The 21,917-nt window shown below is 47.7% G+C and carries 28 protein-coding genes; 17 read left to right on the top strand and 11 right to left on the bottom strand.

What is annotated here, in order from left to right:
- Window positions 1-54: 54 nt before the first annotated feature.
- Window positions 55-405 carry a PAS domain-containing protein gene (locus tag AC1DYT_RS18180; RefSeq protein ID WP_477470954.1) on the bottom strand — a complete coding sequence of 117 codons (351 nt, stop codon included), beginning with the start codon at window positions 403-405 and terminating at the stop codon, window positions 55-57.
- 225 nt (window positions 406-630) lie between these two features.
- Between AC1DYT_RS18180 and AC1DYT_RS18175 the strand changes: the two genes are divergently transcribed.
- From AC1DYT_RS18175 to AC1DYT_RS18150, 6 genes are all read left to right on the top strand, one after another.
- Window positions 631-1,833, top strand: a complete 1,203-nt coding sequence (locus tag AC1DYT_RS18175) for a GAF domain-containing sensor histidine kinase (protein WP_477470953.1) — start codon at window positions 631-633, stop codon at window positions 1,831-1,833.
- Window positions 1,834-2,447: 614 nt separating this feature from the next.
- Entirely contained in the window at window positions 2,448-4,184 is a 1,737-nt protein-coding gene (gene kaiC / locus AC1DYT_RS18170) for a circadian clock protein KaiC (protein ID WP_477470952.1), read from the top strand.
- A 1-nt stretch (window position 4,185) separates the two neighbouring features.
- On the top strand, window positions 4,186-4,485 hold the full coding sequence (locus tag AC1DYT_RS18165) for a circadian clock KaiB family protein (RefSeq protein WP_477470951.1): 300 nt from the start codon (window positions 4,186-4,188) through the stop codon (window positions 4,483-4,485).
- Between the two features lie 18 nt (window positions 4,486-4,503).
- On the top strand, window positions 4,504-4,830 hold the full coding sequence (locus AC1DYT_RS18160) for a circadian clock KaiB family protein (RefSeq protein ID WP_477470950.1): 327 nt from the start codon (window positions 4,504-4,506) through the stop codon (window positions 4,828-4,830).
- Window positions 4,831-4,833: 3 nt separating this feature from the next.
- A complete protein-coding gene (locus AC1DYT_RS18155; RefSeq protein WP_477470949.1) occupies window positions 4,834-6,498 on the top strand; it encodes a PAS domain-containing sensor histidine kinase in 1,665 nt (554 codons plus the stop codon).
- A 222-nt stretch (window positions 6,499-6,720) separates the two neighbouring features.
- Window positions 6,721-7,491: an enoyl-CoA hydratase/isomerase family protein gene (locus AC1DYT_RS18150; protein WP_477470948.1), complete on the top strand. Its 771-nt coding sequence runs from the start codon at window positions 6,721-6,723 to the stop codon at window positions 7,489-7,491.
- A gap of 191 nt (window positions 7,492-7,682) precedes the next feature.
- Here AC1DYT_RS18150 and AC1DYT_RS18145 read toward each other — a convergent pair whose 3' ends face one another.
- From AC1DYT_RS18145 to AC1DYT_RS18135, 3 genes are all read right to left on the bottom strand, one after another.
- Window positions 7,683-7,988 carry a hypothetical protein gene (locus AC1DYT_RS18145; RefSeq protein ID WP_477470947.1) on the bottom strand — a complete coding sequence of 102 codons (306 nt, stop codon included), beginning with the start codon at window positions 7,986-7,988 and terminating at the stop codon, window positions 7,683-7,685.
- A gap of 94 nt (window positions 7,989-8,082) precedes the next feature.
- Window positions 8,083-8,376: a chaperone modulator CbpM gene (locus AC1DYT_RS18140; protein ID WP_477470946.1), complete on the bottom strand. Its 294-nt coding sequence runs from the start codon at window positions 8,374-8,376 to the stop codon at window positions 8,083-8,085.
- A 15-nt stretch (window positions 8,377-8,391) separates the two neighbouring features.
- Complete coding sequence (locus tag AC1DYT_RS18135) at window positions 8,392-9,312, bottom strand: DnaJ C-terminal domain-containing protein (RefSeq protein ID WP_477470945.1); 921 nt, start codon at window positions 9,310-9,312, stop codon at window positions 8,392-8,394.
- Between the two features lie 107 nt (window positions 9,313-9,419).
- On the opposite strand from AC1DYT_RS18135, the gene AC1DYT_RS18130 reads away from it, so the two are divergent.
- From AC1DYT_RS18130 to AC1DYT_RS18115, 4 genes are all read left to right on the top strand, one after another.
- Complete coding sequence (locus tag AC1DYT_RS18130; RefSeq protein ID WP_477470944.1) at window positions 9,420-10,511, top strand: acyltransferase; 1,092 nt, start codon at window positions 9,420-9,422, stop codon at window positions 10,509-10,511.
- Between the two features lie 188 nt (window positions 10,512-10,699).
- Complete coding sequence (locus AC1DYT_RS18125; RefSeq protein ID WP_477470943.1) at window positions 10,700-11,035, top strand: cupin domain-containing protein; 336 nt, start codon at window positions 10,700-10,702, stop codon at window positions 11,033-11,035.
- Window positions 11,036-11,103: 68 nt separating this feature from the next.
- Window positions 11,104-11,616, top strand: a complete 513-nt coding sequence (locus AC1DYT_RS18120) for a GNAT family N-acetyltransferase (protein ID WP_477470942.1) — start codon at window positions 11,104-11,106, stop codon at window positions 11,614-11,616.
- 299 nt (window positions 11,617-11,915) lie between these two features.
- Window positions 11,916-12,275, top strand: coding sequence for a DUF1493 family protein (locus tag AC1DYT_RS18115; protein ID WP_477470941.1), 360 nt, complete (start codon window positions 11,916-11,918; stop codon window positions 12,273-12,275).
- Window positions 12,276-12,290: 15 nt separating this feature from the next.
- Here the strand turns inward: AC1DYT_RS18115 and AC1DYT_RS18110 are convergent, their stop codons facing one another.
- The 4 genes from AC1DYT_RS18110 to AC1DYT_RS18095 all read right to left on the bottom strand — a co-directional run bounded on the left by AC1DYT_RS18110 (window position 12,291) and on the right by AC1DYT_RS18095 (window position 14,147).
- Window positions 12,291-12,848, bottom strand: a complete 558-nt coding sequence (locus AC1DYT_RS18110; RefSeq protein ID WP_477470940.1) for a YdeI/OmpD-associated family protein — start codon at window positions 12,846-12,848, stop codon at window positions 12,291-12,293.
- 24 nt (window positions 12,849-12,872) lie between these two features.
- Window positions 12,873-13,082, bottom strand: a complete 210-nt coding sequence (locus tag AC1DYT_RS18105; protein WP_477470939.1) for a hypothetical protein — start codon at window positions 13,080-13,082, stop codon at window positions 12,873-12,875.
- A gap of 286 nt (window positions 13,083-13,368) precedes the next feature.
- Window positions 13,369-13,602 carry a hypothetical protein gene (locus AC1DYT_RS18100; protein WP_477470938.1) on the bottom strand — a complete coding sequence of 78 codons (234 nt, stop codon included), beginning with the start codon at window positions 13,600-13,602 and terminating at the stop codon, window positions 13,369-13,371.
- Between the two features lie 71 nt (window positions 13,603-13,673).
- The gene (locus AC1DYT_RS18095) at window positions 13,674-14,147 is read right to left on the bottom strand and encodes a VOC family protein (protein WP_477470937.1); all 474 of its coding nucleotides are present in this window, start codon (window positions 14,145-14,147) and stop codon (window positions 13,674-13,676) included.
- A gap of 211 nt (window positions 14,148-14,358) precedes the next feature.
- Between AC1DYT_RS18095 and AC1DYT_RS18090 the strand changes: the two genes are divergently transcribed.
- Together AC1DYT_RS18090 and AC1DYT_RS18085 are read left to right on the top strand one after the other, a co-directional pair.
- A complete protein-coding gene (locus AC1DYT_RS18090; RefSeq protein WP_477470936.1) occupies window positions 14,359-14,547 on the top strand; it encodes a hypothetical protein in 189 nt (62 codons plus the stop codon).
- A gap of 52 nt (window positions 14,548-14,599) precedes the next feature.
- Window positions 14,600-14,929, top strand: a complete 330-nt coding sequence (locus AC1DYT_RS18085; protein WP_477470935.1) for a hypothetical protein — start codon at window positions 14,600-14,602, stop codon at window positions 14,927-14,929.
- 74 nt (window positions 14,930-15,003) lie between these two features.
- On the opposite strand, the gene AC1DYT_RS18080 is transcribed toward AC1DYT_RS18085, so the two are convergent.
- Complete coding sequence (locus AC1DYT_RS18080) at window positions 15,004-15,852, bottom strand: glycoside hydrolase family 16 protein (RefSeq protein ID WP_477470934.1); 849 nt, start codon at window positions 15,850-15,852, stop codon at window positions 15,004-15,006.
- Between the two features lie 100 nt (window positions 15,853-15,952).
- On the opposite strand from AC1DYT_RS18080, the gene AC1DYT_RS18075 reads away from it, so the two are divergent.
- On the top strand, window positions 15,953-17,215 hold the full coding sequence (locus tag AC1DYT_RS18075; protein ID WP_477470933.1) for a metallophosphoesterase: 1,263 nt from the start codon (window positions 15,953-15,955) through the stop codon (window positions 17,213-17,215).
- 171 nt (window positions 17,216-17,386) lie between these two features.
- Window positions 17,387-17,596, top strand: coding sequence for a hypothetical protein (locus tag AC1DYT_RS18070; RefSeq protein ID WP_477470932.1), 210 nt, complete (start codon window positions 17,387-17,389; stop codon window positions 17,594-17,596).
- A 116-nt stretch (window positions 17,597-17,712) separates the two neighbouring features.
- Here the strand turns inward: AC1DYT_RS18070 and AC1DYT_RS18065 are convergent, their stop codons facing one another.
- Complete coding sequence (locus AC1DYT_RS18065) at window positions 17,713-18,723, bottom strand: ABC transporter ATP-binding protein (protein WP_477470931.1); 1,011 nt, start codon at window positions 18,721-18,723, stop codon at window positions 17,713-17,715.
- 260 nt (window positions 18,724-18,983) lie between these two features.
- Between AC1DYT_RS18065 and AC1DYT_RS18060 the strand changes: the two genes are divergently transcribed.
- From AC1DYT_RS18060 to AC1DYT_RS18050, 3 genes are all read left to right on the top strand, one after another.
- Entirely contained in the window at window positions 18,984-19,136 is a 153-nt protein-coding gene (locus tag AC1DYT_RS18060; RefSeq protein WP_477470930.1) for a hypothetical protein, read from the top strand.
- Between the two features lie 61 nt (window positions 19,137-19,197).
- On the top strand, window positions 19,198-19,845 hold the full coding sequence (locus AC1DYT_RS18055) for an HAD family hydrolase (protein WP_477470929.1): 648 nt from the start codon (window positions 19,198-19,200) through the stop codon (window positions 19,843-19,845).
- A 50-nt stretch (window positions 19,846-19,895) separates the two neighbouring features.
- Window positions 19,896-20,555 carry an MBL fold metallo-hydrolase gene (locus tag AC1DYT_RS18050; RefSeq protein ID WP_477470928.1) on the top strand — a complete coding sequence of 220 codons (660 nt, stop codon included), beginning with the start codon at window positions 19,896-19,898 and terminating at the stop codon, window positions 20,553-20,555.
- An 80-nt stretch (window positions 20,556-20,635) separates the two neighbouring features.
- Here AC1DYT_RS18050 and AC1DYT_RS18045 read toward each other — a convergent pair whose 3' ends face one another.
- Window positions 20,636-21,838: an ROK family protein gene (locus tag AC1DYT_RS18045; protein WP_477470927.1), complete on the bottom strand. Its 1,203-nt coding sequence runs from the start codon at window positions 21,836-21,838 to the stop codon at window positions 20,636-20,638.
- Window positions 21,839-21,917: the final 79 nt, after the last annotated feature.

Genomic DNA, 21,917 nt, shown 5'->3' with positions numbered 1-21,917 from the left:
AATCTTCCTCAGCAGTTCATCCATTTCGAATGGTTTACCTGGTACCCTTCAAACTCAAGCAGCATCTCCACAGCATCCATAATCCCCGGGGGCATCGTCTGCAATCATTATCCTTTTTTGCTTCATCTCAGTGTGTAAATATTTAGGCTTCGTAAGCAACGCCTGTGGTGTACACATCATCAAGCAATTGAAAAAAGGCTGCCCCTCTAACTCGGGCAGGGCATCGCGAAAAGTTTTGCCGATGACGGATTCATCCTTATCCCAAACCTTTAAAATAGCTTTATTGGCCAGTTGGATAACCATCTGCCGCCCTACATATAACCCTACAGGCGAAACAGATTCCTCTATAAGTACTTTAAAAATAGTATTGTTTTGCAGATAACCCTGATAATTATCACTATCCATGCCCGGAAGAAAACGTGTTTATTTTAGATGCTGGCGTATCGGCAATTAAGGGGTATCGGTTAGATGCTAATGCGAAATTAACATAAAATGCTATTAATGTTCATCCCGAAACAAACAAATAAAAATTATTTATTTTAAGGAAATAAATTAACCAGATACCAATTTTATTAATACTACATTTATATGCCTTTTTAAATTTTACTTAGATACTCTTTGACATACATTATGGATCCTTTTCTAAAACAGGTATCCCTTATCCCGCTAAATGACGAAGAGCGTTTAAGGAAGCTGTACAAGTATGAGATACTTGATACGCCAGCCGACAAAACCTTCGACAAGATAGCAACACTTGCTGCCCAAATTTTTGATACCCCCAGCGCATTCGTAAGCTTTGTAGACCAGGACCGCGTATTTTTTAAAGCTAAAGTTGGCACTGTAGCCGGCCTGCCCGAACTGCCCGAAGCCACCATGGCTACCCTTGCCGTACTAAGCGCCGATACTACCGTTTTTACTGATATACACCAGGAACCCGCACTGAAACACACCCCCTTGGTTGTACCGGATAATGTGGTACGCTTTTACGCCGGCGCGCCTATAAAAACGTTGGACGGCCACCAGTTGGGCACCATAAGCGTGGTGGATGCAGTTCCGCGCGTAGCAACAGAAAAACAGCTGGAAATGCTGAAGAACCTATCGGAAATTATTATCGACGAACTGGAGCTGCGGCAAACCACCCGCAACATTGTACGCGTGCAAACCGACCTGATGAATATAGCCGTACACGATATTAAAAACCCCCTGACCGCCATATCGCTTTACGCCAAACTGATCGAACAAAAATCCACAGAAGAGGCCGTAAAAGCAATGGCCGGCAAAATTACCAATGCCAGCAAACGCATACTGGATGATTTGAACGAACTGCTTAACCTGGCCAGGATAGATAACGGTGTGATGATGCTTAATTTTGAAGAAGTGGAACCAAGCAGCCTGATAGAAAAAGTGGTTAACAACCTGCAGGTAATGGCCGAACAAAAGCAACAAAAGATATTGCTGCAACTTAATTGCTTAAACACCGCCAGGGTAGATAAGGGCCGCATACAGGAAGTTTTTGAAAACCTGCTAAGCAATGCCATCAAATATGCCAATGCTAATACCTGGATAACCATTTGTTCTGAAGAGAAAAATGGCAACCTCATTGTTGAGTTTAGAGACCAGGGGCAGGGCCTTACTGATAAGGATATGCAAATCCTGTTTACCAAATTTGCGCGTTTGAGTGCCATCCCCACCAATAAAGAAATCAGCAACGGGCTGGGCCTATCCATCGCCAAAATTTTAGTAGAACTCCACAACGGTAAAATTTGGGCCGAAAGCGAGGGGAAAAATATGGGCGCCTCGTTTTTTGTTTCGCTGCCCTTGCTGCAGAAATAGGGCCGTCGTTTTTGGGCGGCTCCTCCGTGTCAGATTTTACCAGGCAAATCCCGATAGCTATCAGGACTCCCCCTTCCCCGCGGATATCCTCATGCACTGTTGTGGGTTTCAGCCGCACTACCCGCCGTGGTTAGGCTTAATTCCCTTCACCAATTAACGTCTTAAAACAACGCCCCGTTTACCTATGACGAAACCCCAATCTTGTAGTAACACTTTATGATTCGGAGCGCGGGCTTTGCCGGGGTTTATTTAAAATTCGATCAATCTGGCTGCGCCAGCTTAATGAATTTAAAGTATAGATAGCATTTACAGGTGCAAAAAAAGCCGAAGGTGTATCAAAAAATATACACATCCCGCGCGCACTAAAAACCATAGCCTGCACTCCTCCTCAACCTTCATGTAAGATATTTTATCGGTAGTTAAATTAAGCGGAGTATTGTAAATAAAATGTGATAAACCAAACATTAATAAGCCACATAAGTTTATTCGGCATGTTTTTATAAGCAAGTTACAACGTAATAGGATAAGTACAAGGGCGTAAGCAGGCAATAAAGTTGCGTACTAACTTATAATTATACTTCTACGAGACATATTTGAATTTATATTATCCTTAAATGAGCATTACCAAACAAAACAAACCCGCCTACCCAACCCTGCCCAAAACCCCAACAGGTATAACCGGACTGGATGAAATTACCGAAGGCGGGTTGCCAACAGGCAGGCCCACGCTGATATGCGGCGAGGCTGGTTGCGGCAAAACCCTCATGTCGATAGAGTTTATCGTACGCGGGGCCATTGAATTTAACGAACCCGGCGTTTTTGTGGCCTTTGAAGAAAAGAGCGACGAACTGGCCATGAATGTTGCCTCGCTTGGTTTCGACCTTAAAAAACTGCAGGACGAAAAAATGCTTCGGATAGACCACGTACACATCGACCGAAGCGAAATAGAAGAAACCGGCGAATACGACCTGGAAGGTTTATTTATCCGCCTCAACTATGCTATCGACAGCATCGGCGCAAAACGAATAGTGCTGGATACTTTGGAAAATTTATTTGCCGGGCTGGATAACCAGGCTGTACTGCGCACAGAAATACGCCGCCTGTTTAACTGGCTGAAAGAAAAAGGCGTAACGGCCATTATTACCGGCGAAAAAGGCGACGGCAACAGCCTTACCCGCCAGGGGCTGGAAGAATACGTATCAGATTGCGTTATCCTGTTAGATCACCGCGTTATCAACCAGATATCAACCCGCAGGCTGCGCATTATCAAATACCGCGGCACCGTACATGGCACCAACGAGTATCCCTTCCTCATCGATGGCGATGGCATATCCGTACTGCCTGTGACCTCGCTAAAGCTGGCTAAACAAGTATCTACCGAAAGGGTATCAACCGGCATCCCGGCCCTGGATGAAATGCTGGGTGGCAAAGGCTTTTACAAGGGCGGCAGTACGCTGGTTTCGGGCACGGCGGGCACCGGCAAAACCAGCATATCAGCCTACTTCGCTAACGAAGCCTGCAACCGCGGCCAACGTTGCGTTTACTTTGCCATGGAGGAATCGCCGAACCAAATCATGCGTAATATGCGTTCGATCGGTGTAGACCTTAAAAAACATGTTGATGCCGGGCTGCTGCAGTTTAACGCTACGCGGCCAAATATGTACGGGCTGGAAATGCATTTGGTAGCTATACACAAGGTTATCAAAAAGTTTAAACCAGCCGTGGTTATCATGGACCCTATTACCAACTTCATTAATGTGGGCTCGGTAAGCGAAGTGAAGAACATGCTGGTGCGCCTGATAGATTTTTTGCAGGACGAGCAGATAACCGTAATGTTTACGGCACTATCGCTCAATACCATCGTAAACGAACAAACCGACGAAGGTGTATCGTCGCTGGTTGATTCCTGGCTGTTGGTGCGCGATATCGAATTCAACGGCGAACGCAACCGGGGTTTGTATGTAATGAAAGCACGCGGCATGAAGCACAGCAATCAGGTGCGCGAATTCGTGATATCCGACGAAGGCTTGAACCTGATAGATGTTTACCTGGGGCCGGATGGCGTACTTACCGGCTCGGCGCGCAAACAACAAATACTGCTGGAGCAAACCGGTGCCGCTATTCATACCCATTCTATAGGCCGTAAAGACCGCGAGATTGCCCGCAAGCGCAAGGTGCTGGAGGCAAAAATTGCCGGCCTGAACAGCGAATACGAGTCGGTAGAGGAAGAACTGAACAAAGTTTACCTGGAAGAAGAACTGAAGAAACAGATATTAGAAAAAAACCGGGAAGAGATAACAAAGATACGGAGAGGCGAAGCACCCCCCGCCAAACCCACCGGAGGAAAATAAAATGGAAATTGACGATTTAACAGAAGATAAAAAATGGGAACTGAGGCTATACGTAGCCGGCAAAACCCCAAAATCGGTAACGGCGCTCGCCAACCTTAAAAAGTACTGCGAAGAGCACCTGAAGGGGCAATACCGTATAGAGGTAATAGACCTGCTGGTGCAACCGCAATTAGCCGAGGGCGACCAGATACTGGCCATCCCAACCCTGGTGCGCAAAGTACCGGAGCCTATCCGCAAAATCATTGGCGACTTAAGTAACGAAGAAAAGGTGCTTGTTGGACTGAACATTCGCCCCGCTTAATTGTACCTATCATAAGTTATGGCCAACCAGGATACAGGATTTACAGATTACGAGGGGACCGAGGAAGCTACGGCTTACGTATTGCGTTTGTTTATAACCGGGGCATCGCCCAACTCTATCCGCGCGGTAGAAAACCTGAATGCGCTTTGCGAAAAGTACATCCCTGGGCAATACGAATTAAAAATTATAGACATACACCAGCAACCCGAACTGGCGCAGAACGAAGATATCGTAGCCCTGCCCCTGCTCATCAAAAAAGCCCCCGGCAAAGAGCGCCGCATGATAGGCGACATGAGCAACACCAATAAAGTTTTAAAAGGGCTTGGCCTGCCCGAAATCAATTAACACATGGAGCAAAACCATTCAAATAACAGCTTATTAGCCGAGATTGAAGAGCTGCGCCAGCAACTGGAGGAAGCTACCGATACCATACAGGCCATCCGCACCGGCCAGGTGGATGCTTTGGTGGTAAAAGATACCGAAGGCCACCAACTATACACGCTAAAAACTGCCGATCAAACCTATCGTGTATTCATAGAAAAGATGAACGAAGGCGCGGCTACCATTAACCGCGAAGGCATTGTTTTATATTGCAATACCCGGTTTGCCATAATGGTTGATACGCCCTTAGAGCAGGTGATAGGCATGCCGATACTATCCTTTGTACCCGAAAAAGCGAAAGAAAAATTACAGGCAGTAATCAACGGCAGCTGGGACGAAGATTGTAAAGAAGAAATCACCATAAAAGACGGTGGCGACAAAGATATGCATTGCCTGTTCAGCTGCACCACCATCGAGCTGGACAACGGCATTGCGCTTAGCCTTATCATTACAGACCTCACCATATTAAAAGCCACCGAGAAAGAATTAAAACTGCGTAACCAGCAGTTGGAAGAGGCCCGTTCGGTTACCGAGTCGCTTAATGAATCATTGGAAGTAACAGTTAAAGAACGCACGCACGATCTTACCATTAGCCGCGAACATTTTAAGCTGCTTACCAATACCATTGTGCAAATGACCTGGACCAGCTTGCCCGACGGTAATGTCAGCTCGTACAACCAACGCTGGTACGACTATACGGGCCGCGATTTTGCCACGACGGGAGGATATGGCTGGAAAGTACTCGTACACCCCGATGACCTGGAAGAAACCAACGCAAAATACGCAGCGGCGTTGCAATCGGGCGAGATGTTTGAGGTAGAGAACCGGTACCGCCGCCACGATGGTATTTACCGCTGGCACTTAAACCGCGCGCAACCCTTGCGTAACGACAGGGGAGAAATTATATTTTGGGTGGGCACCGCTACCGATATTGAGGACCAGAAGCGCGAAATGGAGCGCAAGGACGAGTTTATAGGCATTGCCAGCCACGAACTTAAGACGCCGCTCACCAGCCTGAAGGGCTACCTGCAATTAATGGCGGCCTACAACAAGGAGGAATTGCCGGCGGCCATCAAAAATTATATTGCCAAAGCGGGCGGATCTTTAAACAAGTTGCAATCACTGATAAACGATTTGCTCGACGTAAGCAAGATAAAGGCCGGCGGGCTGGAATATAATATTGCCGACGTTGATGTAGGCCATCTTATTGGCCTGTGCATGGAAAACGCCCAGCTGATGTATCCGCATTTCACATTCAGCAGCCATGCGGGCCAACACTACACCATCCGCGGAAACCAGGAGCGGCTGGAGCAGGTGCTGATGAACCTGGTGAACAATGCCGTTAAATATTCGCACATAAACAAAACTGTTGAAATAGATACCGCACGGCACGGCGACTACGTGCGCATTTCTGTTATAGACAAAGGCATCGGCCTCTCCCACGACCAAAAAAACCGAATATTCGAGCGCTTTTACCGCGTAGAGGATAAAAAGAACATGGCCAGCGGGCTGGGCATGGGCCTGTATATCTCCCACGAAATTATCCAATACCACAACGGCCGCATCGGCGTAGAGAGTGAACCCGGCAAGGGCTCTACTTTTTATATCGAATTGCCCCTAGCGGAGGTGTAAGCTCTCCACGCATTAAACAGAACCGTCATCCTGAACTTGTTTCAGGACCCCATCATAAAAGTGGCCACTTTGCCGAGCCGCTTTACATACCGGTTACCTGCCGTGTGGGGTACCGAAACAAGTTCGGCATGACGGTGGATTTTTTTGCCGTTGTCGGCTTGTGACCAACAACCCTTTGCCACTCCGTGAAATTTCCTGATATTGCCATCTACAAAAACCATTATGAGTAACCCAGATAACGGCAACATATTGCTGCACATCAGCGATGAAGGCATTGCCACCATCACCTTTTACCACCCTGCGCAAAACTCGCTGCCATCGGCCCTGCTTAAGCAATTGGCCGATGCCATTGATAATGCGGGTGCCGACCCAAAAACAAAAGTCATCGTGCTCAAAAGCGGCGGCGAACGTACTTTCTGTGCCGGTGCAAGCTTCGATGAGTTGCTGCAGATAAAAGATAAGGAAGCGGGGGCGGCGTTTTTTTCGGGCTTTGCCAATGTGATAAATGCCTGCCGCGAATCGCCCAAAATTATCATTGCCCGGGTGCAGGGCAAAGCGGTCGGCGGCGGCGTTGGGCTGGCGGCGGCAGCAGATTATTGCCTGGCAACCGAGGCCGCATCCATCAAACTAAGCGAACTGGCCATAGGTATAGGCCCATTTGTTATTTCGCCGGCCGTAACCCGTAAAGTTGGTCTGTCTGCATTCTCTCAGCTTACTATCCGCGCAACAGACTTCCAGTCGGCGCAATGGGCAATGGAAAAAGGGCTTTATAACGAGGTATATGCCGATATCCCGACACTGGATAAAGCACTGGATATCCTTAGCCAAAAACTCGCTTCCTATCACCCGGATGCGCTTGTAGGCCTTAAACAAATACTTTGGGAAGGCACCGGTGATTGGGATGAGCTATTGTTAGAACGTGCAGCTATAAGCGGGGAATTGGTATTATCAGAATTTACGCAGCAGGCGTTGAATGGCTTTTTGAAGAAGTGAACTCTCCTCTCGTCATGCTGAACTTGGTTCAGTACCCCATCATAAAAGTAGCCACTGTGCAAAGCCGCTTTACATTGTCGCCACCTTGCAGATGGGGTACCGAAACAAGTTCGGTATGACGGTTTGATTTTAAATCGCTACAAAAAAAGCCCCTCTTCCGAGGGGCTCCATATGTCTATCTGATTAAAAAATTACCATCTCCTGCCACCGCGACCCCAACCGTGCCCACGGCCATGACCACGTCCTTCGTAATAATGTTCGCGGTAAACTACACGGCGGTATTGCGGCCTGTAATAGACTCTGCGGTAAACGGGGCGGTTAACGTAAACCGGCTGTTCGTAATAAACGGGGGCAGGTTCTTCATAATAGGCAGGATAAACTACCCTGCGGGGCTGGTAACCAATATGTATGGTTGCGCCTACCCTTACCTGGGCCTCTGCAAACTGTGCCGAGAAGGCTAATACCAAGGCTATTATCGAAAATTTGATTAGTTTCATGACTACAATTTTTAGTTATAAACTCTTGTTCGTTTTGTAAGTATGACTGTTTAACGCTTCAAGGGTTTAAAAAATTATGCCAAATTTTTTTCCGTCAATCCTCGTAAAGACGCAACCGGCTGCGCAACAGGGCTATTTCCTGTTGCATATTTTCTACTTTGTCCAACAGTTCATCTATCACAAAAATGCCCGGCTCGTTAATATCCAACTGGGTATGCAGGCGTGCAAGGCGTTCTATTTTTTGTATCTCATCTATTGATACACAGGAGGTTTTATCAACCACGGTTATTTCTATCAGCCCCGCTTCCTGCAATTGATCTATAAAAGCGTATTCCACATTATGGTAAATACAAAAATCGTGTACGGTTATCAAATTCAACGTTTTCATTGGCTTGATTTTTTTTTAAGATTTGGCTAGTTCTTCAAACAATCCGCGCTGTTTTTCGGTCAGGTTGGTGGGTAATTGTACATTATAGGTAATATACAGGTCGCCATGCTGACCCTCTTTTTTATAAAGCGGCATGCCTTTGCCTTTAAGTTTTACCTTGGTTGCGCTCTGCGTGCCGGCGGCCACTTTTAGCTTCACCTTGCCGCTGAGGGTATCGGCCGTAATTTCTCCGCCTAAAACGGCAGTGTACAAATCAAGGTTGATGGTTTTGTGCAAATCGCTGCCTGTGCGCTTAAACTCCGGGTCATCCGGTATGGTAAAGGTGATGTACAAATCGCCGGCCGGCGCGCCGTTAGTGCCGGCAGCTCCATGCCCTGCAATTTTTATAGTTTGCCCGTTCTCTATCCCTGCGGGTATGGTAAGACGGATATTTTTGCCGTTAACCGTAAGCGTCTGTTTTTTCGATTCCAGGGCATCGCGCAGACCCATCTGATAAGTGGCGTTTAAATCCTGCCCTCGGTAGCGTTGCTGCTGCCTACCGCCGCCGCCCCCCGGCGGCCCACCGCCGAACATGGAGTTGAAGAATTCCGAAAAATCGCCGCCGCCGCCGAAGTCCGTCCCGCCAAAATCCTGGGCACCGCCGCCGCCAAAGCCGCCGCTGTAGCTACTTTGCCGCTTTTGATTTTGCCGCGCTTGTTCATAAGCTTCGCCATGCTGCCAGTTTTCGCCGTACTTGTCGTATTTCTTGCGCTTCTCAGGGTCGCTTAAAACCTCGTTGGCCTCGTTCAATTGCTGAAAGAGCTTATTGGATTCGGGGCTATCCGGGTTAAGGTCGGGATGATGCTTGCGCGCCAGCTTTCGATAGGCATTTTTGATGTCCTTGTCGGTCGCTGTTTTATCCACCCCTAAAATTTTATAATAATCAATAAAGGCCATAACACATATAGGTTGTAGAAGATAAACCTGTAAACAGGGGCTAAGTTTTAATAGCTCCACTAAATTACGGTAAGATTATATAAATTACCCCACCAATTACACCGTAAATGACGAGTATCACAAATCCCTCCGCCGCGTTCAAACCCAGCCCCACGGCCTACCTTAATGTATTGCGCATTTTTGCCTGCCTTATGGTGCTGATTGTACACAGTGGTGAGTTCTTTTATATCGGCCCGATAGGCGATATCATCTCCACGCACTATGCCTGGGTTAATCATTATGGCAGCCTAATGCGCGCCTGCGTGCCGCTCTTTGTAATGATATCGGGCTATTTGCTGCTGCCGATAAAGGAGTCGCAGGAGGTATTTTATAAGAAGAGGTTTACCCGGCTGTTGTTCCCGTTTTTGATATGGTCGGTAATGTACTGCATCGTACCTTATTTTTTAGGTACCGATAAAGCGGGCACCATGTGGACCAATATTGCCAACATCCCGGTGAACATCAACTGGAGCGCGGGGCACTTGTGGTTTGTGTATATGTTCATTGGCGTTTACCTTTTTATCCCCATCATATCGCCCTGGGCACAAACGGCATCCAAAAACTTCAAATTATTCTTTTTGGCCATATGGGTATTCACGCTGTTTTTGCCCTACATCCGCACCGTTTACCCCGATGTGCTGGGCGAGGTGTTCTGGAACAAATTCAGCAGCGTGTATTATTTCTCGGGATACATTGGCTATTTGGTATTGGGGCAATATATTAAAGAACATGTGCGCTTATCCAAACCGGCCACCATCGGCATCGGGTTGGCGCTGGTTATTGCCGGATATATCGTCACCCACCAGGTGTTTGCGCACCAATGGCCAACCGCCAAAACCCTGCCCGAACTGGAACTATCCTGGGCTTTCCCCACCATCAACGTAGCCATGATGGCGACCGGGCTGTTCCTGCTGTTCAGCGTCATCAGTTTCAAAAGCGCTAAAACAGAGTTGGCTGTGGCGAAATTTTCGGGACTTACCTACGGCATGTACCTGGCGCATATACTGGTATTGAACCAGTTCTTCGGCCCTATAAACGGCTGGCTGCATGGCGAGCCCAGGCTGGTAATACCCGTGCTGGCAGTGAGTACCTTTGTAGCTACGTATATCGGCATAAAGCTGCTATCGTATTTGCCGGGGAGCAAGTATATTGTGGGGTAGAAGCGGCCCCATCATTTGTCTGAACTCGAATTTTTCGTGTTAATTATTTTTCAATGGCACTCAAGAGGGCTGCGCCGTTTTAAGGAATTAATAGAATTTGTCGAATTAAGGAACTACGCATTCTGTATAATTCTCCTAATTCGACAAATTCGAGTTCAGACAACTCTTAAAACGTTAAACACATTACTATGGATACTTCCATCTTCAAATATTTCGCAGACATTGCAACCAGGGAGATAGCACCGGGCTATCACTCCAAAATCATTCACACCGCTACAAATACCATCAATTTTATTGAGGTGGATGCAGGCAGTGAGGTGCCGCCGCATCAACATTTCCACGAGCAATGCGCATTCGTGCTGGAGGGTACTTTTCAGCTAACCGTTAACGGCATACCGCAGGTAATGGAGAAGGGCATGTTTGCCATCATACCGCCCAATGTACCGCACGGCGGCCTTGCCATAACCGATTGCAAACTGATTGACCTGTTTGCGCCTCCGCGCGAGGATTTTAAGCTGCTGTGAAGTTGAAAAGTTTGAAGGTTGTAATGTTTGAAAGTTAAAAGTCAATGCAAATACTATTTTTGCATTCTATGTCAACTATTACCAAAGCTACCATTGCCGATATACCCCAACTTACTGCGCTCATCAACTCTGCCTATCGTGGCGATGCCTCTTTTAAAGGCTGGACTACCGAAGCGAGTATGATTGGTGGACAGCGCATAGGAGCTGCCGACCTGGAAGAACAATTTGCCGATACGGATGCCGCCATATTAAAACATACCGAAGCCGACGGCAGCATCACCGGTTGCGTTTACCTCAAAAAACAAGGCGAAAAAATATACCTGGGCACGCTCAGCGTATCGCCGCTTTTACAGGCGCAAGGCGTTGGCCGTAAACTGCTCGAAGCGGGCGAAATCTACGCCCGTGAAGCAGGCATCCATACCATCATGATAACAGTTATCACCCTCCGCGAGGAACTGATTGCCTGGTACGAACGCCGCGGCTACCGCAAAACCGGCGAGATAGTGCCGCTGGATATCCCGGAGAATTTTGGCGTACTGAAGCAGCCGCTGGATATGTATAAGCTGGAGAAAGACGTGTAAAAGGCGTAAACTCACCACATCGTCATTGCGAGCGATAGCGTGGCAACCCTCGGGAGACAAGCGACCTCGCACCAGTTCCGTCCCATAAATGGGGCGGCAATGAAAACGCATCGTTCATACACCTTCATTGCCATCGGTTTTAACCGACGGTTGGGTAGATCGGTATCGTTGCTACTTATAATGACGCGGTGGTTAGATATACCTTCAATTTCGGTGTCCTCACCGAAATTCCGCGAAATCTTGAAATCCCATGCAACCTCTTGCCAAAAAATGCATCTCATATAATATAAGGCGCAGGCATGGAGCAAATACAACCACAGTTAAGAGATTTTATTATTGATTACTGTCGCAAGTATAAGGTGCAGCGTGTGGACCTGAACGACCTATCGCCCAACACCAGTATCGATCTGGACCTGGATATCTTCGATATAGAAATAGACCTTTTTATTGATGAATTTGCCGAACATTTCAAGATTGATGCCTCCCGATTTACCTGGTACAAATACGGCTACCCTACCGGCTCTAACAAGGTAAATATGCTTAAAATGCTTTTTGGCTACAAACGCCCCTGGGTAAAGCAACTGGCCGAACGCTGGTACACGCCCAAACTGCGCGTGCACACACTGCAATCAGCCTTGCAAACGGGTAAATTATTATAAGGACTCTCGGGCAAACTACCCAATCCTTTTCCCCTCTTCGCTCGCTTTTATCAAATTTTCTAACCTGCTCAATTGCGTTCTTTCCTGTTTGGCGCTCATTACCCTGTGCTGCGATAGTTTTTTGTACCAGGGCGCCTGCGATTGAAAAAAAGCCCAGGCGGCTTTGTTGGCCTTGAATTGTTTTTCGTAGGCGGCAGAGAAGGGCATCTCGTCTTTCTCGAAACTGTAGATGGCCGAGCGTTTTTCTTCACGCAGGGCGTAGGCGGCGATGCCTGCGGGCTGCATGAGGCCTTTCTCTGTAAGTTCTGCTATTTTTTTGATGTTGATGCCGCTCCAGATGCTTTTGGGCTTGCGCGGGGTAAAGCGGATGCTGTAACTATCGACATTGATGTTCTTGCGCACGCCGTCTATCCAACCGAAGCAAAGCGCCTGGTCTACCGATTGCGGCCAGGTGATGCTGGGCTTGCCGCTTTTGGTAGTATAAAAGCCTACCAGTAGTTCGGTTTTATCGGCATGGTTATGCTGCAGCCAGTGTCTGAATTCATCCTGCGTGGCAAAAAAGGTTGCTTCCATGCAGGCTAATATACAAAGGGCTTACTATTTTTTGGCCGTAGCTACGATAACAATACCGCCAACCAGCAAAATACCGCCCAGGTACGGCGGCCAGTTTACCGTTTTTTGCCTGTCGGCCGAGATTTGGATGGGGCCCGCATCTACTATTTTTTCCTTCTTTGTATAGGTGAAGCCTGTCCATATCAGCATGGCTGCACCTACAATGATGAGTACGATTCCGATTGTCTTGTTCATATTATTTCTTTTTTCACCGATTGCACCGATTTAAATGATTGCACCGATTTGTTTTGACCGATTACATTGATTTAGATGATTACACTGATGGTTTTTTTCACCGCTGGCACCGATTTGAATGATTACACCGATGATTGGACAATAGCAGATTACTTTAAATTGTTTGCGACGGGCACAGAATAAAGTTCACTAAACCCGATAGTAGCGGCACAACGTAAAGCGGATAGCGGGACTGGCGGAACAGATGGAATGCAGGAAGTCCTTTGCAAAAAGAGAATTTTCAATTTTACCTGTCCCCGCTCATTGCTCTAAGGTCGTAATCGGTCTCGTAAAGCTCGGTGTTGTGGATGTTCCAGTCTTCGATATCGATAATGCCGGGGATGGTTTGATAATGGCTATCATCGTTGGGGCATTTTACTACATATCCTTCTATGCCCACATGCGCAATAATAGGGCGCGAGCCGCATTCGCGGCAGCGCTTGCAATAAACCGACTTAGGGATGTTAACGTAGCCCTTCATACTTAATTATACGCAAAAACCATTCCGTATGGTTGTGCCACACCGGAAATATTTATCGATACTACTGTTAATTATTTAGCGTCGTTAATTTCTATGAGGTAACCGTCGGGGTCGTTGATGTAAACCTGGTTCACGCCATCAACACGGTGCTCGGTTTTACCGGTTTCGCCTTTCCAGTTGCTGTAGGGGATGTTCATGCCGTTAAGACGTTCGATAAAAGCAGGGATAGATGGCACGCTGAAGCAAAGATGTACGCCGCGGGGATAATCGGCCTTGGGGCAATTGGCTTGTATGATGTGCATCTGCAGATTGGGGCCAATGCTGTACCAGGTGTGCACGGTATCCTGGAAAGGGTTGGGGATAATCTTCAGCTGCAGTACGGTAGTGTAAAACTTGTTGCTCACCTTAAGGTTGGCACTGCATAGCGCAGCATGGTTAAAGGTAGTCTGTGCCTTCGCCAAAAACGGTAGGCATGAGAGGGCACACATGGCAACCGCCTTAAAAGCGCTTGCTCTTAAGGCTATTAGTTGGGTAGATAAGGGCATGGTAAAAATAGTTTATGCCATAAATATACATGAGGGTGTTACCATCTCCTAATTTTATTTGTAACAAATACGTGTAGTTGCGCCGCATTTATCCAACCTCCAAAACACGATTGTAACGTTTATGTGATACGACCCGTGCGGACTAAACTTTGCTTTACGGGCTTAGTTTAACTTATAAAGAAACAGTAATTGACACTAAATTATAGAAACCATGAAAAAGGAAATGATAAAAATGCTGGCCCTGTTGTTCTTAGGAGTAGGCGCATTATCGGGCTGCGCAATAGATAACGGCCGCTACCATAACAGGCACCATAACGACAGACACCGCGACCGCGACCATAACGGCTATCACAATAATGATAACAATTACGGCCACAATAACGGTTACCAGGGTAACTAATCAACAATAAAAAGCAACCAACAGTTTAAACAACAATTAAAAAAAAGCAATCATGAAATATCTTAGAGTATTAGCCATAGCCATAGTAGCCATATTCGCCTTTGAGGGCGCAAAAGCACAAGTAGTAGTGAGGGCCCGCGTGGGCGCACCGGTACATACCCGTACCGTTGTAGTAGAAAGGCCGGCATACCGCACACACTACCGCCGCACTGTGGTAGCTACGCGCCCTGTTTACCACAGACAATACCAACGCACCGTAGTGGTGGAACGCCCTGTGTACCGCAGTAATTATCGCCGCACCGTAGTGGTAGAGCGCCCCGTGTACCGCAGGACAGTTGCCTATCACCGCCCTTACGAACGCGTTGTAGTTAGGCGTTATTAATAAAAAAGGCTTAACACCTTTTCCCCTATAAAGCAAGATGGCCCTGTGGTAATTACCGCAGGGCCATTTGTATTTTATTTGGTTACCAACACCCAATCTACCAGCACCCTGGCATCTCCGGCCTTTATTTTATCTACCGAGGATTGCGACAGGCCGAAGTATGGCTGCGTTACCTTGTTTACCCCGTTTGGATACCCGCCCCCTATCGCAAAGTTGAGTATAATGAATTTTGGGTTATCGAAAGCCCAGCGGCCATATTTTTCGGCCATGGCTTTGGTTACTGTATAGGTGATTTTATCATCTACTTTAAAAACAATGCTGTCGGCGGTCCAGTCTGCCGTGTAAACGTGCCATTGCGTTACATCTGTACCATGCGGGAATGATGCGCGGTAGGCTAATGGCGTGTCGCCGAAGTAGCCGGGGCCGTGGAGGGCGTTACTGGTCCAGCTGCTGTCGCCTACGGTTTCCATAATGTCAATCTCGCCGCAATCGGGCCAGTGGCCCTTACCCAAAAGCCAAAATGCGGGCCAGAGCCCTGCGCCGGCGGGCATTTTCATCCGTGCCGAAAAGCTGCCGTAGGTAAACATCACCTTATCGCGGGTATTTATCCTGCCCGATACGAAATCGTACTTCTTTTGCTCTTTACTGGTGTGGCCGGGTTTGTAAACGGCCTTTAAAACCAAGGCACCATTGGTTGCACCTTCGGCTTTGCCGTTAATTGTGTATATCGTGGCCGACGAATCGATATAAGCCTGCTGTTCGTCATTTACGGTATGGCCCGTAACTTCTGCATTCCATTTACTTCGGTTGAGGGCGTTGGCGTTAAAGTCTTCAAAAAACAAGGTGTCTTTTTTGGTTTGCTGCGCGATGGCTGCGGCGGAAGCGAGTAATAGAACAGAGAGGGTGAACGTATGTGAGATCATTGAGAGAGATTTTAGTTGAGGCTTTAAAAATAGTTATTTAGTGCAATAGCCGCTCAATTTTTACACCCTAATTACCTTAGCTTGTTTATCTTGCAACACTATGCATAAAGGCGGTTTTTTAAATGTGTTCCTCGTTATTGCGGCACTCACGCTGCTGATGGACTGGTACGTGATAATCGGCCTGCGCACGCTCACGGCCGACTGGCAATCGCGCCCGTGGCGCTTAATTGTGCTTTGGGGCTACGCGGTTATCTCCATAGGCGTAACGGTGGTTTTTATGGCCGGCTTCGGTAGTTACAGTACATCGCGGGGGATGACACCTTACCACGAGTGGATGCTGAGTCTGTTGTTTACCTTTTTCGTTACCAAGCTGGTTTTTATCATCGTTATTTCCCTGGGCGACCTGGGCCGGTTTTTTTATGGCATCGGCGATAATATCCTGCACGATAAGCCGGAAGAGCAACCCTTCTTCCCAGAACGGCGCAAGTTTATCGTACAGGTTGGTTTGATATTGGCGGCCATACCTTTTACCGGGTTCCTATACGCCATGGTACGCGGCAAGTACGATTATAAGGTACACCGCACCACTGTTTATTACGATGAATTGCCCGAAGCTTTCGATGGTTTTACCATTACGCAGCTATCGGATATTCATTCCGGGAGTTTCGATAACGTAACCGCCATGCAGCGTGGGATAGACTTGGCCAAGGCCCAAAAATCTGACCTGTTCGTATTCACCGGCGATTTGGTGAACAACGCCGCCTGGGAAATTGAACAATATATCGATAGGTTTGGCCAGTTGAAGGCCCCCTATGGGCAGTTCTCTATACTGGGCAACCACGATTATGGCGACTACATCCCATGGGATAGTCCCGAAGAAAAAGCCGCCAACCTGCAGAAGCTGAAACGCCACCATGCCGAGCTGGGCTACCGCTTGCTGCTTAACGAAAACGTGGAGATAGAAAAAGGCGGGCAAAAGATAAGCCTCATCGGTGTAGAAAACTGGGGCAAGGGCTTCATCCAACTGGGCGACCTGAACAAGGCCCTGCGCGGCGTTGATCAGGATGCCTTTAAGATACTCCTCTCGCACGACCCTACCCATTGGGAAGAAAAAGTGCGCTACAACCCTACCGATATCCACCTCACCTTATCGGGCCATACGCATGGCGCACAATTTGGTATTGAAACGGCGGGCATTAAATGGAGCCCCATAAAATATAAATACCTGGATTGGGCCGGCCTCATTAACCATAAAAACCGCTACCTGTACGTAAACCGGGGCTTCGGCTTTTTGGCGTTCTCGGGAAGGTTGGGTATCTGGCCGGAAGTTACTGTGATAACTTTGAAGAGGAAGGTGGCGTAGCGCAAGGAGATTTTAACCGCAGAGGGCGCGGAGAAGGCACAGAGTGGCGCAGAGCCCTGCAAAACTAAACTTAGCTCTGTGTACCTCAGCGAACATTCTGCGCGCTCTGTGGTTAAAAAAAAGGCCTCGCTATTGGCTCAAACAAAATTACCTCCCGACCCTTATCCTACTATGGAAAAGAAGAAAATAGGCACCGGCAAGGCCCAGCCAACGCACAGCAATAACCATAACGCACTGGAAGTAATGAAGCCGTTCCTACTTTTTGGCGTGAAGGCTATAGCGATAATCGGCGCTGCGTTGGTTACCATCGTACGCAATATTCCTAAGCCGGAGGCTGAGAAACCGAAGAATAAAAAAGACGGAAGGATAATAAAGATTTGAGCGGGGAGTCGAAAGTCCGCAGTCCGAAAGACGGAAAGATGAATGAGTTATCGATAAAGAAATTGGAATTTATGCCGCAGCTATCTTTCGGACTTCCGGACTAAAGACTTTCCGACTTAAGACAGCCACTTCCCAAACTCGTAGAACTTTTCGATTTTTATACCCAGTTTGCTGCCCGGTTTGTATTTAGCGCGGTCGTAATTGATAACGCGTAAGGATACCTCATCGCGCTCTATTACCAATTCTTCGTAAAAGCCTTTGAACAGCACTTGCTTCACTGTCCACCTTTTGGGGCCGATACCACCGATGGTGATGTGTTCGGCATAAATAACCACCGTTCCGCGTTTTGATTTTATGCCGCAAACTGCCGCCTCGGCTGCTGTAAGTTCGCTGCAGCTCACTAATATTTTGGCCGTGTATAAAAGCTTTGGCGAGTGGTATAGTTTTTCGGGTGAGCCATGCTCCACTATCTCACCCTCTTTTATCACGATGAGTTCATCGGCCATGCTTAGCAACTCGGCCGGGTCGTGCGATACCAGTATTACGGTTACGCCCCATTCTTTTACAATCTGGCGTATATCGTGTTGCAAATCGTCGCGGTAATTGGCGTCCACCTGGTTAAAGGGCTCGTCGAGCATCAACACTTCTGGGCGGTTTATAAGGGCTTTGGCTATGGTAACACGCTGCTTTTCGCCGCCGCTCAACTTACCGAAGGACTGTTCTTTCAGTCCGTATATACCCAATAAATTAAGGGCCTGGGTGGTTTTCTGGACCTGGTAATTTACGTCGCCTGTAGGCAGGCCTGCGCAAACATTCTCCCAAACAGATGCACCCATGTCCATATCACGGTTATCCTGGCTCACCATGGTAATAGCGGCGTGCGCCGCGGTAGAACCCTCGCTGCGCGGCGGCAGCACCTGCGAATGGAAGAAAACTTCGCCCGAATCGGGCTTGATGCTGCCGTTGAGCAGTTTAAGCAAAGTGGTTTTTCCGCTGCCGCTTTCGCCAACTATGGCGGTTATTTTCCCCTTGGGGATGAACACGGTAATGTTGTTTACCCCCGTAGATTTATCGCCAAAAAAGTTCTTGGTTATCGATATGGTTTCCAGTATCAGTTCGGCACTCATAAATATCTGCGGGGATTTTTCAATTCTTTCAAACCTAACCTATAAAAATTTATCAGCCAAAAAAAAGTGGATTTTGTCTGAACTCGAATTTATGGAATTAAGGAATTTATAGAATTAATGGTAAATACATGCATGGATTTTAATTCTGTTCATTCGGAAAATCCGACAAATTCGAGTTCAGACATCTAATTAAACCTTCCCCTATAATCCCCGTCCTAATTATACAGAAACACAACAAAGAATATTTAATTAGTACTACCATGAAAACTACCCTATCAACCATAAAAAACGACCTTTTCCGCGTATTTGTAAAAGGTGATGCCGATACCGTACAATTAGCCCACGTATTTATACTGATGGCCGTCCCATCTATCGCATCCTTATTAGCATTCGGCCAGTTCCCGTTATATTAATGGCGGGCAAAAAGCCCCTCGCTAAAAATAATCTACTATTTTTGCGGCACAAAACGCAGAAATGGATAGCACACTTAAAGGCAAATACGACAGCATCATCTTCGACCTCGACGGCACCCTTTGGGATAGCACCGAAACCATTACCCAGGCATGGCAAGCCGCCCTTAACCAGGCACCTTATATGAGCCACGAGGTAATGACGCGCGAACGCGTACGCTCTATTACCGGGATGACTTACGATAAGATATTCGAAAAGCTATTCCCATTTTTGAGTACCGAACAGCGTGCCGAGGTACAGCAGCTATGTTCTGTAAGCGAATTGGAGATACTGCACAAGCAAGGCGGTACCCTGTACCCCAAAGTGGCCGAAACGCTGGAATACCTGGGGCGGCGCTATAATCTGTATATCGTGAGCAATTGCCAAAGCGGGTATATCGAATTGTTTTTGGATCTGAACAACATGCACCACCACTTTTTGGCACACCAATGCTACGGCACCAAGGGCAACCCCAAGGCCGATAATATCCGCGACATTGTAGAGGACAATAACCTGATATCGCCGGTGTACGTGGGCGATACGATGGGTGACTACGATGCCGCCACCAAAGCGGGCGTGCCATTCATATTCGCTTCTTACGGTTTCGGCGTGGTAGAGAGCGGGCAGGTGGCTACCATAGATAGCTTTGAGGCGCTGAAGGAAATACTTTAGGCCAAACCTTTTTTGTGGCGATGGGTTTATCGGTTAAAGCGTAGCCTGTAATGAAGATATCCAAATACATGCATTCGTGCCTTTTATTTGAACTGGAGGGGCATAAACTCTTGTTCGACCCTGGGAACTTTACCTTTGCCGATGGCACCGTAACGCCCGAAATGTTTGCCGATGTGGATAGCATTATCATTACCCACACCCATCCCGACCATCTCGATATAGAAAACCTCAAAAAAATAAAAGCCCTCGGCAGCCCTACCATCTACACCAATATGGAGGTGGGCACGGCCATACAAAAAGCAGACTTAAACTATAATTTGATTGAGGAGGGCATTTACAACGTTGGCCCTTTTAAGCTGGAGGCCATCCCGGTAGTGCACGAGCCGCTGTTAGATAGCCCTATACCACAGATGACAGGTTTTATCATCAATGATAAGGTACTGCACCCGGTAGATTCTATGGAGGATAAGCTTACCCAATACCACGGCATAGAATTGCTGCTGCTGGTTACCATGGCCCCCTTTGCCAACGAGTTGCGAATAGCCACTTTCGGCAATAAAGTAAAGCCGAAAAAGATACTGCCTGTGCACGATGGCTTTGCGAAGCCATCCTTCGTAAAATCGCGCTTCCAGAACTACGCCAGGCATTTTGCCAAAACAGGTATCGAGTTTATAGAGATATACGAACCGGGCGATACCATTACTGTTTAGAGATTAGTGGCCGGAAGTTGTAGGTTAGAGAATGACCGGCAGGTGGTTGCGCTAACCTCTAAACTCTAACCTCTAATTAACTAAGCCCTAACCTTCACTTCCTTGTCAAAATTCTCCATCACCAGCACTGCCGCGCCTATCAGCTCGGCATCGAAGCCAAGGGCCGAGATCAACAGTTCTGTGCCCGATGCCAAACGAGGGATGCAGTATTTAAGCAGAGCCTGCTGTATAGGCGCCAGCAATATCTTGCCCACCTTTGCACCGCGGCCACTCAAAACGATGGTAGCCGGGTTCATGATATGGATGAGGATAGCCAGCGCTTTGCCGATTTTATAGCCGGCATCTGATAGCAGTTCCAGCGCAAACTGGTCGCCTTGGTTGGCGGCATCCATCAATGAGTCGCCCATGAGCTTAAAGTTACCATCCATGGTTTTCAGGCTGGTAACGCGGCCCTCTTTTATGCCCTCTTCGGCTTTCTCGGCCACCACCAACATGCTGGCTTCGGCCTCCAGGCAGCCACGTTTGCCGCAGGTACAAAGCGCGCCATCGTCTGATAAGGGGATATGGCTAAGCTCACCCGCAAACCCGTTAGAGCCGCGGAATATCTTACCATCTATAATCATCCCCAGGCCTATGCCCCAGCCCAGGTTTATCACCATTACCTCCTGCTGAAATTTGGCTATACCAAACTTTTGCTCGGCAAGGGCTATCAAACTGCTATCGTTATCTATATAAGTGGTAATGCCGGTGTGCTGGCTTATATGATCGCTCAGGCTTTGTCCGCCCGCATCCATGTAGGTGTAGTTGATACCCTCAACGGCGTTGATGAAGCCCGGCATGCCTATGCCAATGCCCGCTATCTTGCTTTTGGGGATGCCGCTTGCGGCAACATAGTCGTTCAGGCTTTCTATCAGCGTGGGCAAGGCCTCATCGTTATTCAATAACTTAATATCAACGGTAACCATTGCCGCAACGGCGTTGTTCTGCAAATCTATCAGTTGCAGGCGCGCGGTTAGCTGGTCCATGGCTACGGCCAAAATATACATCGCCTTGGCGTTGATGGCGTACATCAAGGGGCGGCGGCCACCGCTTGATGGCGCGTACCCTTCCTCTACCACAAAACCTTCTTTTATGAGTTCATTGATAGCCTTCGTTATAGAGGGGATGCTTTTATCAAAGAGCTGGCTAAGCCCCGCGCACGACATTGCATTATCGAAATACAGGCGCTTGATGATCATGTTTTTTAACCAGCTGCCTTTAATGCCGTTACTTTTTATTTCCATTCAGTATAAGTGCTCCAGTTTTTAAGATATGTGCATAATTCAATCCGATAAAAATAAAAATAATGCATCAAAGTACAAC

This window comes from Mucilaginibacter sp. P1_D10, from assembly GCF_056406215.1.
Note: the sequence above shows the minus strand (reverse complement) of the source record. Positions and strands in the feature narration are given on the sequence as shown.